The organism is Frankiales bacterium, from assembly GCA_016125335.1.
Taxonomy (GTDB): Bacteria; Actinomycetota; Actinomycetes; order S36-B12; family CAIYMF01; genus Longivirga.
In genome coordinates this window covers 103,434-117,631 of the sequence record WGLY01000002.1, presented here as the reverse complement: position 1 = coordinate 117,631, position 14,198 = coordinate 103,434, and the positions used below count along the sequence as shown (strand labels likewise).

At 75.9% G+C, this 14,198-nt stretch carries 12 protein-coding genes and 1 tRNA gene; 7 read left to right on the top strand and 6 right to left on the bottom strand.

What is annotated here, in order from left to right; genetic code table 11:
• Positions 1-30: 30 nt before the first annotated feature.
• The gene (locus GC157_01450; protein MBI1376142.1) at positions 31-1,833 is read right to left on the bottom strand and encodes a hypothetical protein; all 1,803 of its coding nucleotides are present in this window, start codon (positions 1,831-1,833) and stop codon (positions 31-33) included.
• Between GC157_01450 and GC157_01445 the strand changes: the two genes are divergently transcribed.
• Genes GC157_01445 through GC157_01435 form a run of 3 tightly spaced genes read left to right on the top strand, consistent with a single transcriptional unit; the run spans position 1,761 to position 4,098 of the window.
• Positions 1,761-2,447 (top strand): methyltransferase domain-containing protein, encoded by a 687-nt coding sequence (locus GC157_01445; protein MBI1376141.1) that lies wholly within the window; start codon positions 1,761-1,763, stop codon positions 2,445-2,447. The genes GC157_01450 and GC157_01445 overlap by 73 nt on opposite strands.
• A gap of 32 nt (positions 2,448-2,479) precedes the next feature.
• Positions 2,480-3,661: a molybdopterin-dependent oxidoreductase gene (locus GC157_01440; GenBank protein ID MBI1376140.1), complete on the top strand. Its 1,182-nt coding sequence runs from the start codon at positions 2,480-2,482 to the stop codon at positions 3,659-3,661.
• Positions 3,634-4,098, top strand: a complete 465-nt coding sequence (locus GC157_01435; protein MBI1376139.1) for a hypothetical protein — start codon at positions 3,634-3,636, stop codon at positions 4,096-4,098. The genes GC157_01440 and GC157_01435 overlap by 28 nt, the downstream gene beginning before the upstream one ends.
• Here the strand turns inward: GC157_01435 and GC157_01430 are convergent.
• Entirely contained in the window at positions 4,059-6,017 is a 1,959-nt protein-coding gene (locus GC157_01430; protein MBI1376138.1) for a hypothetical protein, read from the bottom strand. The two genes, GC157_01435 and GC157_01430, sit on opposite strands and share 40 nt — an antisense overlap.
• 352 nt (positions 6,018-6,369) lie before the next feature.
• On the opposite strand from GC157_01430, the gene GC157_01425 reads away from it, so the two are divergent.
• Both GC157_01425 and GC157_01420 read left to right on the top strand, forming a co-directional pair.
• Positions 6,370-6,606 carry a hypothetical protein gene (locus GC157_01425; GenBank protein MBI1376137.1) on the top strand — a complete coding sequence of 79 codons (237 nt, stop codon included), beginning with the start codon at positions 6,370-6,372 and terminating at the stop codon, positions 6,604-6,606.
• 140 nt (positions 6,607-6,746) lie between these two features.
• A complete protein-coding gene (locus GC157_01420; protein MBI1376136.1) occupies positions 6,747-9,197 on the top strand; it encodes a hypothetical protein in 2,451 nt (816 codons plus the stop codon).
• A 53-nt stretch (positions 9,198-9,250) separates the two neighbouring features.
• On the opposite strand, the gene GC157_01415 is transcribed toward GC157_01420, so the two are convergent.
• Positions 9,251-9,337, bottom strand: a tRNA-Leu gene (locus GC157_01415).
• Positions 9,338-9,454: 117 nt separating this feature from the next.
• Here GC157_01415 and GC157_01410 point away from each other — a divergent pair.
• A complete protein-coding gene (locus tag GC157_01410) occupies positions 9,455-10,780 on the top strand; it encodes a M20/M25/M40 family metallo-hydrolase (protein MBI1376135.1) in 1,326 nt (441 codons plus the stop codon).
• 25 nt (positions 10,781-10,805) lie between these two features.
• On the opposite strand, the gene GC157_01405 is transcribed toward GC157_01410, so the two are convergent.
• The 3 genes from GC157_01405 to GC157_01395 form a co-directional block, all read right to left on the bottom strand.
• Positions 10,806-11,006, bottom strand: coding sequence for a hypothetical protein (locus GC157_01405; GenBank protein MBI1376134.1), 201 nt, complete (start codon positions 11,004-11,006; stop codon positions 10,806-10,808).
• 70 nt (positions 11,007-11,076) lie between these two features.
• Positions 11,077-12,081: a hypothetical protein gene (locus GC157_01400; protein ID MBI1376133.1), complete on the bottom strand. Its 1,005-nt coding sequence runs from the start codon at positions 12,079-12,081 to the stop codon at positions 11,077-11,079.
• 8 nt (positions 12,082-12,089) lie between these two features.
• On the bottom strand, positions 12,090-13,067 hold the full coding sequence (locus GC157_01395; protein ID MBI1376132.1) for an aldo/keto reductase: 978 nt from the start codon (positions 13,065-13,067) through the stop codon (positions 12,090-12,092).
• Positions 13,068-13,146: 79 nt separating this feature from the next.
• Here GC157_01395 and GC157_01390 point away from each other — a divergent pair, with 79 nt between their 5' ends.
• Complete coding sequence (locus tag GC157_01390) at positions 13,147-14,196, top strand: LLM class F420-dependent oxidoreductase (protein MBI1376131.1); 1,050 nt, start codon at positions 13,147-13,149, stop codon at positions 14,194-14,196.
• Positions 14,197-14,198 lie beyond the last annotated feature (2 nt).

Below are 14,198 nucleotides of genomic sequence, written 5' to 3'. Positions count from 1 at the left end.
CGTCGAGCACCGGCAGCACGACGTCGACCGTCACGGCTGGGACTCCTTGCGCACGTAGAGCAGAGCGGGCTTGGTCGCGACGTCGGTCGGGGGGAGGAACACGTCCCCGGGCACGAGGTCGGTCGTGACGAGGGTGAAGTCGCGCTCGAGCCGGCCGCCGAACAGCGCTGCGTGCTCGGGGCTGTCGAGCACGACGGCGTCGACGCCGTCCAGGGACCACGGCAGCTGGGCCGCGAGCGCGTCCCGGGCCGGCCCTGGCCGGGTGGCCAGCAGGTCGTCGACCGCGATGAGGGACGCGTGCGGCGGCGCGCCGGCCAGCCGTGCGTAGTAGGGGTGCGAGAGGACGAGCACGGGGCCGGGGAGCCGGGAGAGCTGCGCGACCAGCGCGTCGCCGGCCGCGCGGTCGGCGGCGGTCGGGACCAGCCCCGTGTGCCAGCGCGTCATCACGACCACCTGGAGCGCCACCAACGCGGCCGCGCCGAGCCCGACGAGCGCCCGCCGGGTGCGCAGCACCGCGGCGATGCCGAGGCCGAGCAGCACGGCCGTCGCGGCGTGCACCGGGATCGCGACGTTGACGTAGCCGCCGTCGTGCAGCCGCCCGGCGAGCGCGGCGAGCGCGAGGCCGAGGCACGCGGCGAGCACGAGCTGCGTGTCCTCGCCGGGGCGACGCGGCCACGGCCGGCCGCGGTGCACCCACAGCAGGAGCGCGCCGAGCAGCACGACGGCGAAGGGCAGGGCGACGTCGACCACCCAGAAGGCCGCGAGCCACTGGAGGTCCGCCCCCTGCCCCAGCAGCTGGCCCACGACGTACGGCGAGTACCAGCCCCCGGTGAGCGCGTCGCCGAGCAGCACCGACCCCACCGCCCCGCCCGCGAGGAGGGCGGACGCCGCGACGCCCGCGGAGCGCCGCCGCCAGAGCAGCCAGGCCAGCACGGGGGCGGCCACGGCCAGCGCGTTCTGCTTGGTGAGGAACGCGAGCAGGAACAGCGCGCCCACGAGGAGACCGCCGCGCCAGGTGCGCGCGCGCAGGGCGGCGTAGGCGGCGCCCAGCACGAGCGCGAGCAGCAGCGAGTCGACCCGGGCGGCGTCGAACCACGCGGCGCTGACCCAGTAGGTGCCGGCGAACAGCCCGGCCGCACCCAGCCCCGCGGCGAGGGAGCCGGACACGTGCCGCACCACGAGGACGACCAGCGCCAGGGCGGCGAGGCTCGCCACGAACGAGACGGCGCGCAGCGTGGGCAGCGACAGCCCCGTGACCCGGGCCAGCTCGCCGGTGACCCAGAAGTACAGCGGCGGGTACGGCCAGGGCGTGAAGCCGGTGGTGGGGGCCGCGTAGAGCGGGAGCCCCTCGGTGACCCGGGCCGACACCTCCACGGTGCTGCCCTCGAAGTACTGGAGCTCGTAGGGGTAGCCGATGCGCGCGAGCGCTGTGAGCACGTAGGCCAGCACCGCTCCCACGCCCACGGCGCCGACCGCGACCGCTGCGGGTGAGCGCGGCGCGAGCCCCGTCGTGCCGTCCGGGCGCGCGCCGGGGCGCGGTCGGGTGAGCAGCACGTCCTCGACGCTAGGTGCCGGTGCGACCGGCTCCCAGGCCTCGCGCGGGCACGTAAGGGATCCGTAGCACCTGCGCCGCGGTCCCGGTGCCGGGCGTCGCGACGTCACGAGTCCGTAAGCGCGTGGCCGGTCCGGCTCCGCGGCGCCGTCCCTAGCGTGACGAGGGTGCGAGACGACGAGGTGGACGCAGCGCCGCGCGGGCCGAGGTGCGCGTGGCGCGGACCCGACGGGCGGCGGGCGTGAGCACGGCCGTGGTGGCCGGTGCGTGGCCCGACGCACTGCTGGGCAGCACGTCCCGGCACCGCCGCACGGTCACGATCCACACCGACACCGGCAGCGCGTACGGCGTCGACGTGGCCCGGTGGCACGCGGCGGCCGACGACGCCGACCTCTCGGTGCTCGAGCGGGCCGTGGGGCCGGTGCTCGACATCGGGTGCGGGCCGGGCCGGATCCTCGAGGCCCTGCGGTCGCGCCACGTCCCCGCGTTCGGCATCGACGTGAGCGCGGCGGCGGTGCGCGCGGCACGCGCCCGCGGTGCTGCTGCCGGGCGCGTCGACGTCTTCGGCGCGGTACCGGGTGCCGGGCGCTGGTCGACGGCGCTGCTCCTCGACGGCAACGTGGGGATCGGCGGCGACCCGGACCGGCTGCTGCGCCGCGTGCGCGAGCTGACCGGGCCGCGCGGCCGGGTGCTGCTCGAGGCCTGGCCCGAGCCGGTCCCGGTGCGCAGCCGCCTGATCCGCGTGGCCCACCGCGGCCTGCTGTCGGACTGGTTCCCCTGGGCGCTCGTCACCGTCGAGCAGGTGGCCGACCACGCGGCGGCCGCCGGCTGGCGGGTGGCCGACGTCTGGCGCAGCGGCGGCCGCTGCTTCGTGGCGCTGGACGGGCGGCCGTGACGGCGACCGGGCCCCGGCGGCGGGTGCGACCCGTGCGGGATGCGGGGGCGCCGCCGGACCTGCCCGTGTTCGCCGACGACGCGTTCCCGAGCCCGCTGCGCCACGCGTGGCTGGTCACGCGGGCCGGGGCGCTGCTCGCCACGGCCATCTCGGTGTGCTTCCTCACCGGTCTCGTGAGCCACCTGCACCAGCACCCGGTGGCCTGGCTCCCGCTGCCGCCGGACCCGGCGTGGGGCTACCGGCTCACCCAGGGGATCCACGTGACGACCGGGCTCGCCGCGATCCCGCTGCTGGGGCTGAAGCTGTGGTCGGTGTACCCGCGCCTGTGGGCGTGGCCACCGGTGCGCTCCGCCGGCCACGCGCTGGAGCGGCTCAGCGTGGGGCTGCTCGCGGCCGCCACCGCCTTCGAGCTCGTGACCGGCACGCTCAACCTCGCGCACCTCTACCTGTGGTCGTTCCTGTTCCCGGTCGCGCACTACGCGGTCGCGTGGGTGGTGTTGGGCTCGGTGCTGATCCACCTCGCGGTCAAGTGGCCCCTGGTCGTCGAGGCGTGGCACGCGCGCGCCGGCGGGGGACCGGCGGACGACGACCCGCCGGGGGAGGGGGCCCTGGACGGGAGCCGGGTCCTCTCCCGCCGCGGCGTGCTCGGCGCCGCGCTGCTGGGGTCGGCCGCCGTCGCCGCCGTCACCGTGGGCCAGACGCTGCGACCGCTGGGCTGGGCCGGGCTGCTCGCGCCGCGCTCGCCGCAGGACGTGCCGCTCGGCGTGCCGGTCAACCGCACCGCCGTGGACGCCGGCGTCGTCCCGGCGGCGCAGCACACCGGGTACGCGCTGACCGTCCACGGACCGACGCCGCGCTCGTTCGCCCTCGCGGACCTCGCCGCCCTCCCGCAGCACGAGGTGGAGCTGCCGCTGGCCTGCGTCGAGGGCTGGAGCGCCGTCGCGACCTGGGGCGGGGTGCGCCTGCGCGACGTGCTCGACCTGTGCGGGGTCGACGGCGGCTCCACCGTGCGCGTCGTGTCGCTGGAGACGGACGGCCTCTACGCCACCGCAGAGGTGCCGCCGCAGTTCGCGCGGCACGAGGACACCCTGCTGGCGCTGCGGCTGGCCGGCGCGCCGCTCACGCTCGACCACGGCTACCCGGTGCGGCTGATCGCGCCGGACCGCCCGGGCGTCCTCCAGACCAAGTGGGTTTCCCGGATCGAGGTCGTGTGACCGGCCGGCGGGTGGTGGGCGGCATCGGCGTCCTGGCGATCCTCGTGGGCGTGCTCGAGGTCGTCACCAACTGGGATGCCGCCTCGCCCTTCGGCCTCGCGGCGTTCCTGGTGGCCATGGTGGTGCTCGACGACGTCGTGCTCGTCCCGGTGGCGCTGGGCGTCGGCTGGCTGCTGCGCCGCACGGTCCCCGGCTCGGCCCGCCCGCCGGTGCAGGCGGGGCTCGTCGTGCTGACCGGCCTGGCGCTGGTGGCGCTGCCGTTCGCGCTCTCGCCAGCCCGCGGCGGCGAGAGCGGCACGCTGCTCACCCAGCCCTACCTGCGCAACCTGGTGCTGCTCGCCGGAGTGGTCGCCGTGGTGGTGGCGGCCGCCGTCGTCGTGCGCCGGTCCCGTCGGGATCAGCGCAGCAGCGAGACGGGCAGCCGCAGCCGGCGGTAGAGGGCGTGGTCGACGTAGCCGGTGGGCCGCAGGCCGTGGCGCGACTGGAACCGGATGACGGCGGCCCGGGTCTGCGTGCCGAAGTAGCCCGACTGCGTCACCTTGAGCTGGCGCTGGAGGGCCTTCACGGCCGCGCCGCGCGAGCGCAGGTGCAGCACCGCGGGCCGCAGCCGCGGGGTGGCCGAGACGACGGGCGCGGTCGGCGTCGACGGGGTGAGCACCGGCAGGCGCATCCGCCGGTAGAGCGCGTTGTCGACGTACCCGGTCGGGGTCAGGCCGTGGCGCGACTGCCAGCGCGCCACGTAGGACTTCGTGAGCGGGCCGAAGTAGCCGGTGGGCGTGACGCCGAGGTGCTGCTGCAGCGCCTTCACCGCCGGGCCGCTCATGCCCAGCCGCAGCACGGCCGGGCGCAGCGTGCTGGACGCTGCCGGCGTCGACGTCGGCGACGGGGACGCGCTCGGGGGCGGCGTGGGCGTCGGTGTCGGCGTCGGGGTGGGTGTCGGGGTCGGGGTCGGGGTGGGCGTGGGGGTCGGGGCCGGGGTCGCGCCCACGACCGCGAACCACGTCGAGCGCAGCCCGGAGGACGCACCCGGCCACGACCACGCCGAGCGCAGCGCCGACGGCGACGTCGTGGTGCGGTGCAGGTCGCCGGTGGGCGACACGGAGTCGAGCACGACCACGGTGGGGGTGCCCCCGAGGTCGCCGAGCCCGTCGCGACCGCCGATCGCCATCGACGTGAGCCGGTCGCCGGACGGGATGAACCGCGTGAGCACGCTCACCGGCAGGCTGGCCGACCACGCGTGGCTCGACGACTTCGACAGCGCGTCCCACGGGTCGGCCTGGGCCGGCAGGTAGGGCATCCCGCCGCTGCGCGAGTAGCCGCCGTTGGCCGCCGCGAACATGGTGAGCGCCGGCGCGCCGCGGTAGGTGAGCACGCGGTCGCGCGTGGCCGTGACGGCCGCCGTCGTGGAGGCGTAGCCGCGCGGCACGTCCTTGCTGCGGCCGCCGGCCACCGTGCCCGTCGCGACCCCCGGGTAGTACTGGCAGGTCGCCGCGCACACGTCGTAGTTGCGCGAGCCGCCGTACACGTAGGCGAGCCGCGCGGCGTAGGAGCGGGCCGCGATCGCCTGGGCCTGGAGCGTGGCCGGTGCCGACGACGGCCCGATCTCCGAGGCGACCACGGACGGCAGGTAGGCCTCGGGGTCGACCATCGACACGGTGATCCACGAGTGGGACGTCGCGGTGGTCGTGCGCAGGGCCACGGTGCTCGGTTCGGTGCGCGTCGTGCCGTTGACCAGCTCGATGCGCACGCCGTCGGACTCGGTGAACCCGGTGCCGTAGGGCACGACACTCAGGTTGCGCCACGGCGTCCCGGCGCCCTGGTACTGCAGGCGCAGCCCCAGCGACGGGTTGCCCTTGTTGTAGGGGATCATCCGCCACCGCTGCGGCGACGGGGCCGCCGGCAGCGCGAGCACCTGGCCGTCGGGGGAGGCCAGGCGCAGCTTCGGGCTGGTGGTGACCGCGAGCTTGAGACCGTCGTTCGCCTCGACGTAGACGCGCAGCACCGGCCGGGTCGCGCCGGCCGGGGTGCCCGGCCAGAAGCGCTGCCAGCTGGTCGGGGCGACCACGGAGTTGGTGGTGCCGGGGTAGTAGTGCGACAGGATCTGCGCGGCCGTGAAGCCGGCGCGGCCGGCGTACTGGGCGCCCACCTGCGACATGCCGATGCGGTGCCCCCAGCTGCGGCCGGTGATCGGGAACGCGCCGCTCGAGGGGACGGCCGAGGAGACGTAGCCGGCGGGCAGCGCGGGCAGGCCGCCCGCCGCGGACGCGACGGAGCTGAGCGCGGGGAAGCCGACCAGGCCCACCGCGCCCGCCGTGAGCGCGACGACCGACCACCGGGCGAGACGTCGTGCGCTCATGCGGTGGCCGGGGTCGTCGGGATCGTCGTCGCCATACCCAGTGCCTCGGCCGCCCGCGCGCCGGGCTGAAGCGGCGGCGGGAGGGTGCGCGGGTCCGACGTCCCATGCGTCCGATAGAAGGACGGCAGTCGGCTGCCGTGCCGCCTTGCGGGACACGGGCGGCCACCCCGACGGATCTGGTCCGGGTCCTGGACAGGTCTGGGGCGACCCCGCGCCGCCGGGACGTTTTCCTGGGCCCGCGAGGGGTACGCGCGCCCTTCAGCGACTCGGTGCGGCACCTGGAGGGCACATGTGGAGGCGAGCACGACACGGTCATCCCTGGGACCTCGCGCAGGTGGCCATCCTGGCCGGCGTGGTCGCGACGCTCGTGGCCCTGCTCGCGGGGCTGCGGTGGGGCGTCCTCGCCGGCCTCGTGACCGGGCTGGCGCTCGGCGCCGGCGTCGTCACGACCTACGGCATGCTGCTGCGCCGGCACCTGGTGGCGGTCCGTCGCCAGGCCCGGGCCGGCATCCTCGCGCTGTCGTCGATGCTCGAGCAGGCGGCCGCCGTCGACGGGCACCCGGCGGAGTCCGAGCCCCGCGAGGACTGAGCGTCGCGGCACGGCCCGCGGGCCGGCCGGTACGACGCCGACGAACGGCGTGACGCGGGCCGTCGCGTCGCCGGGACGCCGCGGGGCGCCAGGGCATACGGTGCGTCCGACCTGGCCGCCCCGTCCCTGGAGACCGCCGCGTGAGCATCGAGGCTGCGGGCCCGCCCCCGGCGTCGACGACGCCTGAGGCCACCTCCCGCCTGCGCCGGCGGATCACCGGCGTCTCCCTCTGGTCCTCGGCCGCGGACGCCCCGTTCGAGCGCCGCCCCACCGACGCCGTGCTGCTGGCGCTGTGCCTGGCCGCGGTCGCGCTGCTCTCGATCGCGGCTCCGGGGCCCACCACGGTCGACGACGCGGCGTCCTCGCTCATCGACGCCCTGCCCGGCCTGCTCGGCTGGTTCTGGGAGACCGCGTACGCGCTGGCGCTGATCTGGGCCGTCCTGCTCGTGCTGCTCGCGGCGTCCTCCCGCGGCCGCCGGCGGCTGCTGGGCGCGCAGGTGGCCGTGGCGCTGCTCACCGCGCTCGCCGCGAGCGCGCTGGCGCTCGGGGGCGGGGCCACGTGGGGCCAGATCGGCTCGGCCCTCGGCTCGTCCGAGGCCTCGGCCACCTACCCGGCCATCCGCCTGGCCGTGGTGCTGGCCGTCGTCGCGGTGTCGGCGCCGTACGTGTCACGCCCGCTGCGGCGCACGGGGTGGACCCTCGTGCTCGGCGGCGCCGTGGCCGGTGTCGCCATCGGCATCGACACGGTGCTCGGGATCGCGACCGGGGTGGTGGTGGGCGCCGGGTCGGCCGCCCTCGTGCACCTGGCCATCGGCTCGCCCGGGGGGCGGGTGCCGCTCGACCTGGTCGCCGCCGAGCTCGCCGACCTCGGGGCGTCGGTGACCGGTCTCGAGCACGCGCCGGCCGACCCGCGCGGCGTCATGACGGCCGTGGGCCGCGACGACGCCGGACGCCGGGTGCTCGTGCGCATCTACGGCCGCGACGCGTCGGAGAGCTCGCTGCTGACGAGCCTGTGGTCGCGGCTGTGGTACCGCGGCGGCGTCCTCTCGACCCGCGTCGGGCGCCAGACCCAGGTGGAGCACGAGGCGTTCCTCACCCTGGTGGCCGAGCGGGCCGGCGTGCCCGTGCAGCCCGTCATCACGGCGGGGACGGCGTTCGGCCGCGACGCGCTGCTCGCGCGGTGGGACGAGGGCCGCACCCTCGCCGACCTCGACCGCGACGAGGTGACGCCCGAGGTCCTGGCGGGGCTGTGGGCGGCTCTCGGCGCGCTGCACGCGGCCGGGCTCAGCCACGGCCGCGTGCGCCCCCGCTCGCTGGTGGTGCGGGACGACGGCTACGCCCTCGCGGACCTGTCCTCGGGGTCCACCGGCCCGGCGGGGGCCGAGCTGGCGGCCGACGACGCGCAGCTTCTCGTGTGCACCGCGGCGGCCACCGACGTCGCGACCGCCGTCGCGGCCGCCCACGCGGCGCTGCCGCAGGAAAGGCTCGTCGCCCTGGTCGCCTACCTCCAGCCGGCCGCGCTCGACCCGGACACGCGTGCTTCGGCGAAGGCCGCGCCGTGGTCGATGGAGGACCTGCGCGCCGCGGTGGTCGAGGTCACCGGCGTCGAGGCGCCGCCGCTGGAGAAGCTGCGCCGGGTCACCCTCGCCTCGGTGGGCATGGTGCTCGTGCTCGGGCTGGTGGCCTACGCGCTCATCTCGGCGGTCGCCGGCATCGGGCTGAGCACGATCGTGCAGTCCTTCCAAGGTGCGCAGTGGGGCTGGGTGCTCGCGGCGGTGCTGCTGGCTCCCGTGATCCAGGTCGGCCAGGCGGTCGCGACGCTGGGTGCCTCGACCACCAAGCTGCGCTTCGGCCCGCTGCTCGGCCTCCAGTACGCGATCGCGTTCATCGGCCTGGCCGTCCCGTCGTCGGCCGGGCGCATCGCGCTGACGATCCGGTTCTTCCAGCTCGTGGGCAGCAACCCGACCGCCGCGGTGACCATCAGCCTCATCAACACGATCGGCGGCCTGCTCGTGCAGATCGCCGTCATCCTGGTGACGCTGGTGTCGGGGCTGGTGTCGCTCACTCCGCCCGCGCAGACCGACGAGCCGTCGCTGCGGCAGGCGCTGGCCGGCGTCGACTGGGGCAAGGTGCTGGTCATCGTCGTGCTGCTGGCCCTGGCCGCGGTGCTCATCGCGCTCGCCATCCCTCGCGTGCGCGGCTTCATCCGGGCCCGCACCGCCGACACCCGCGTGGCGCTGCGGGTGCTGCGCTCCCCGCGCAAGGTGCTGCTCATCGTCGTCGGCAGCGTGGTGTGGAACGTGGTCGCCGCCATGGTGCTCGGCACCTCGCTGCGCGCGTTCGGCGGCGAGGCGACCTTCGCGGAGCTCATCCTCATCAACACGCTGGTCGCGCTGTTCGCCGGGCTGATGCCGATCCCGGGCAACATCGGGGTGTCGGAGGCGGCGCTCACCGCGGGCCTGGTCGCCATCGGCGTCGACCAAGTGGTGGCGCTCTCGACGGCGCTGGTCTACCGCGCCGCCACCTTCTACATCCCGCCGATCTACGGCGCTGTCGCGCTCAAGGGCCTGCGCAACCGCGGCTACCTCTGAGCCCCGCAACGATGATCGCCCCAGGCGGAGTACCTGGGGCGATCATCGAGATGTGGTGTCCGAGGGGGGACTTGAACCCCCATGCCCTTTCGGGCACTAGCACCTCAAGCTAGCGCGTCTGCCTATTCCGCCACCCGGACGTGCGCACGGCGATCACCTCGCCGGACGACCCGCAGAGCATACAACCGTCCCCGACGCGGGACGAAACCGACGACCTGCGCCAGGATGGCCGGGTGACCGAGACCACCGCCGCCGCGCTGCCCGCACCGCTCCCGGACGCAGAGGCCGAGGTGGTCGAGCTGGTCCGCGACCTGATCCGGATCGACACGTCGAACTACGGCGACGGCTCCGGGCCGGGCGAGGCGGAGGCCGCGGAGTACGTCGAGGGCCGCCTGCGCGAGGTGGGACTGGACCCGCAGCGGTACTCGTGCGGGCCCCGGCGCGACGGCGTCGTCGTCCGCATCCCCGGCCGCGATGCCTCCCGCGGCGCGCTCATGGTGCACGGGCACCTAGACGTCGTGCCCGCCCGCGCCGAGGACTGGTCGCGGCCGCCCTTCGCCGCGGAGGTCGACGACGACCTGGGCGTGCCCATGGTCTGGGGCCGTGGGGCCGTGGACATGAAGGACATGTGCGGCATGACCCTGGCCGTCGTCCGCTCGTGGGCGCGGGCCGGGATCGTGCCGGAGCGCGACATCGTGGTGAACTTCCTGCCCGACGAGGAGGCGGGTGGGGAGATCGGCTCCCACTGGCTGGTCGAGCACACACCCGAGATGTTCGAGGGCGTGACCGAGGCCGTCGGCGAGGTGGGCGGGTTCTCCCTGACCGTCCGCGACGACCTGCGGCTCTACCTGGTGCAGACGGCGGAGAAGGGCATCGGCTGGCTGCGCCTGCGCGCCACGGGGCGCGCCGGCCACGGGTCCATGCTCAACGACGACAACAGCGTCACGGCCCTGTGCGAGACGGTCGCCCGGCTCGGCCGGCTCGACCTGCCGGTGCACGTCACGCCGGCGGTGCGCGACTTCCTCGCCGTGCTCTCCGAGGCGACCGGGGCCGACCTCGACCCCGACGACATGGACGCGACCCTGGCCAAGCTCGGTCCCATGGCCACGCTGGTCGGGGCGACGCTGAAGAACACGGTGAACCCCACGATGCTCTCCGCCGGCTACAAGGTGAACGTCATCCCCGGCGAGGCCGAGGCGCACGTCGACGCCCGGTACCTGCCGGGGCACGAGGACGAGATGTGGGCCGCTGTGGACGCCGCCCTCGGGGAGGGCGTCGTCCGGGAGTTCGTGCACCAGGACATCGCCGTGGAGACCACCTTCGACGGCCCGAGCATCGACCTCATGGCGGCGGCGCTGCGCGCGGAGGACGAGCACGCCGTGCCGGTGCCCTACATGCTCTCCGGCGGCACGGACGCGAAGGCGTTCTCCACCCTGGGCATCCGCTGCTACGGCTTCGCGCCGCTGCGGCTGCCCCCGGCGCTCAACTTCGGCGCGCTGTTCCACGGCGTCGACGAGCGCGTGCCGGTGGACGCGCTGCACTTCGGCACCCGGGTGCTCGGGCGCTTCCTGCGCGCCGTGTGACGCCCGGCCGCGACCCGGAGGAGGCTCAGGCCGTGCGCACCGCGCGGAGCACGCGGCGGCGCAGCCGCACGCGGCGGCGACCGTCCGGGTAGAGGCGCAGCCGGGCCAGCTCCCACGAGCCGTGCTCGGCCAGCTCGACGAGGGCGGCCCGGGCGGCGTCGCGCGGGGTGCCCCGGGGCAGGGTGATGTCGCGGTACTCCCAGGTGGAGCTCCGGGCCGCCGTCATGCGCGACATTGTGCGCCCGGGCCGCCCTGGGCAGGGCGAGACCCTCCCGGTGCGAGGTCGCAATCGTGCCTCAGACCAGGGCCGGGCCGGCCCCGCTCGCCCAGTGCAGCAGCTCGACCAGCCGGGTGCGGCGGGGCCGGTCGGTCGTGCCCGCCACGAGCTGGGTCAGCGCAGCGGTGCCCATGCCGTGCACCACGCTGACGTGCTCCGTGCCGGCGCGCATCCCGGCGTAGAGCACGGCGCGGGTGAGCGAGGCGGGGGCGCTGCCGGGCAGCACGATCACCACGGCGCGCCAGGCCTGGGCCGGCACACCCGCGAGCGGCACCACCTGCGGCGGGGTCCCGTCCAGGCCGTCGACGACCTGCGCGGGCTCGAGCGCGCCCTCGGCCAGCAGCACGCCCACCTCGGCGGCGGGCACGCCGAACGCGCGGGGGATCGACGTCGTGAGCAGCTGGTGAACGCGCCGGACGGCCTCGTCCGGCGAGGCGACCGGCACCGTCACCCACGACCGGTCCTCGCCGGCGCCCTCGCCGGAGGGCCAGCGCCCGGCGGCGACCTCCTCGCGCGCCTGGTCGAGCAGCCGCGGGCCGGGGCTCTCGTCGGCGCGCAGCACGGGGCACACGCCGGAGGCCGCCAGGTCGAGCGCCACCGCCCCCGGGCCCGGCCCGAGGGGCAGCGCGTGGTCGAGCGAGAACGCCAGGACGGCGTCCTCGGGCAGGTCCTCCACGGCGGCCGCCGCGTCCTCCACCGTGGTGAGGTGCGCGTCGTCGAGGACCACGCACGGCATCCCGGGCGGCAGGGCGGCGTCCAGCTTCCGGCGACGCGCCTGCGGCTGCGAGCCGGTGACGACCGCGAGGCGGTTCTCCGCGGCGAGCGCGGCGAGCCCCTCGGCCAGCAGCTCCTCGTCCTCGGCGAGGTCGGTCAGGGCCACGGCCCGGGCCCCGCGCCACGGGAGCTCGGTGACCTCGCCGGCGTCGATCGCGTCGCCGACGGCGTCCGCCGGGCAGAGGCGGGTGACGATCTCGTAGGGCAGCACGGTGTGACCCGCTGCCGAGGCGGCGAGCAGGAGCTCCACGGCGGCGTTCAGCGCGACGCCCCGGGGTGGTCGGGGTAGCCCAGGGCCGGCGCGGAGACGTCCTCGAGCGCCGTGACGATCTCGTCGGGCAGCTCGAGCTCCTCCACCGTGAGCGCGCCCCGCAGCTGGGCCGCGGTGCGCGCCCCGAGGATCGGCGCGACGACCCCGGGGCGGTCGCGCACCCACGCCAGGGCCACCTCGAGGGGCGCCACGCCGAGCCCCTCGGCGGCGGTGCAGACGGCGTCGACGACGCTGCGCGAGGTGTCGTCCAGATAGGGGGAGACGAACCGCGCGAAGTGCGAGGAGGCCGCGCGCGAGTCGGCCGGCGTGCCGTGCCGGTACTTGCCCGTGAGGACGCCGCGGCCCAGTGGCGACCACGGCAGGATCCCGAGGCCCGCGTCCGCCGCCGCGTCGACGACCTCGCGCTCGATCCCGCGCTGGAGCAGGGAGTACTCGACCTGCGTGCTGACGAGCGGCGCCGCGTGCGAGCGCGCCGCCTGCAGCGCGGCGGCCTTGGCGGTCTGCCACCCCGAGTAGTTGGAGACGCCGACGTAGCGCACCTTGCCCGAGCGCACCGCGGCGTCGAGCGCCGAGAGGGTCTCCTCGAGGGGTGTCGCCGGGTCGAAGGCGTGCAGCTGCCAGAGGTCGACGTGGTCGACCCGCAGCCGGCGCAGCGAGGCGTCGAGGGCAGCGAGCAGGTGCCCGCGCGAGGCGTCGAGGCGCCGGGCCGTCCCCGGGCGGGAGACGGCCTTGGTGGCGACCACGACCGCGTCGCGGCCCACCTCGTCGAGCAGCGCGCCGAGGACCTCCTCGGACATGCCGTCGGCGTAGACGTCCGCGGTGTCGACCAGCGTGCCGCCGGCCTCGAGGAAGGCGAGCAGCTGGTCGCGGGCCTCGTGCCGGTCGGTGTCGCGGCCCCAGGTCATCGTGCCGAGCGCGAGCCGGGAGACGTGCAGGCCCGACCGGCCGAGGGGACGCTGCTCCATGGCGCGAGACCCTATCCGGGACGGCGGCGCCACGAGGGCTAGGCTCCGCGGGGATCGCCGCCACGAGAGAGGTCAGTCCATGCGCCTGGGAGTCAACCTCGGCTACTGGGGGGCGGGCAACGACGCCGAGAGCCTCGAGCTCGCCCGCGAGGCCGACCGCCTCGGCTACTCCGTCGCGTGGGTCGCAGAGGCCTACGGCTCCGACGCCGCCACGGTGCTCGCCTGGATCGCGGCGCAGACCGAGCAGATCGACGTCGGCTCGGCGATCTTCCAGATCCCCGGCCGCACCCCGGCCCTGACGGCCATGACGGCCGCGACCCTCGACACCCTGTCCGGCGGCCGGTTCCGGCTCGGCCTCGGCGTCTCGGGACCGCAGGTGTCCGAGGGCTGGCACGGCGTCCGGTTCGACAAGCCCCTGGCCCGCACGCGCGAGTACGTCGAGATCGTGCGCAAGGCGCTGGCCCGGGAGAAGGTCGTGCACGACGGCGAGTTCTTCACGCTGCCGCTGCCCGACGGCCCCGGCAAGGCGCTGACGCTCACCGTGCACCCCGTCCGCGAGCGCATCCCGATCTACATCGCCGCCATCGGCCCGAAGAACCTCGAGCTCACCGGCGAGATCGCCGACGGCTGGCTGGCCGTGTTCTTCGCCCCCGAGTTCGCCGAGGAGCTCACCTCCTCGCTCGCGGCGGGGCGCGCTCGCGCGGGTCGCACCATGGAGGGCTTCGACGTCGTGCCCACGGTGCCGGTGGTGATCGGCGACAACGTCGCCGCGTGCGCCGACGCCGTCCGTGCGTACAGCGCGCTCTACATCGGGGGCATGGGCAGCCGCGAGAAGAACTTCTACAACCGCCTGGTCTCGCGGATGGGCTACGAGGACGCCGCCGCGGAGGTGCAGGAGAAGTACCTCGCCCGCGACTACGCCGGCGCCGGCGCGGCCGTGCCGCTGGAGTTCATCGACCGCACGGCGCTGATCGGGCCGCGCGAGCGCATCCAGGAGCGCCTGCACGCCTACGCCGAGGCCGGCGTCACCACCCTCACCCTCGCCACCTACGCCGGCACCATCGAGCAGCGCGTGGCCACCCTGCGGACCATGACCGAGGTGCTCGACGCCTCGGGACTGGGGGAGTGAGC

Bases quoted from the DNA above. Each gene is read 5' to 3' on its own strand.
- GC157_01395 (MBI1376132.1), bottom strand. From the start codon at position 13,067: ATGGAGCAGCGTCCCCTCGGCCGGTCGGGCCTGCACGTCTCCCGGCTC.
- GC157_01430 (MBI1376138.1), bottom strand. From the start codon at position 6,017: ATGAGCGCACGACGTCTCGCCCGGTGGTCGGTCGTCGCGCTCACGGCG.
- GC157_01390 (MBI1376131.1), top strand. From the start codon at position 13,147: ATGCGCCTGGGAGTCAACCTCGGCTACTGGGGGGCGGGCAACGACGCC.
- GC157_01405 (MBI1376134.1), bottom strand. From the start codon at position 11,006: ATGACGGCGGCCCGGAGCTCCACCTGGGAGTACCGCGACATCACCCTG.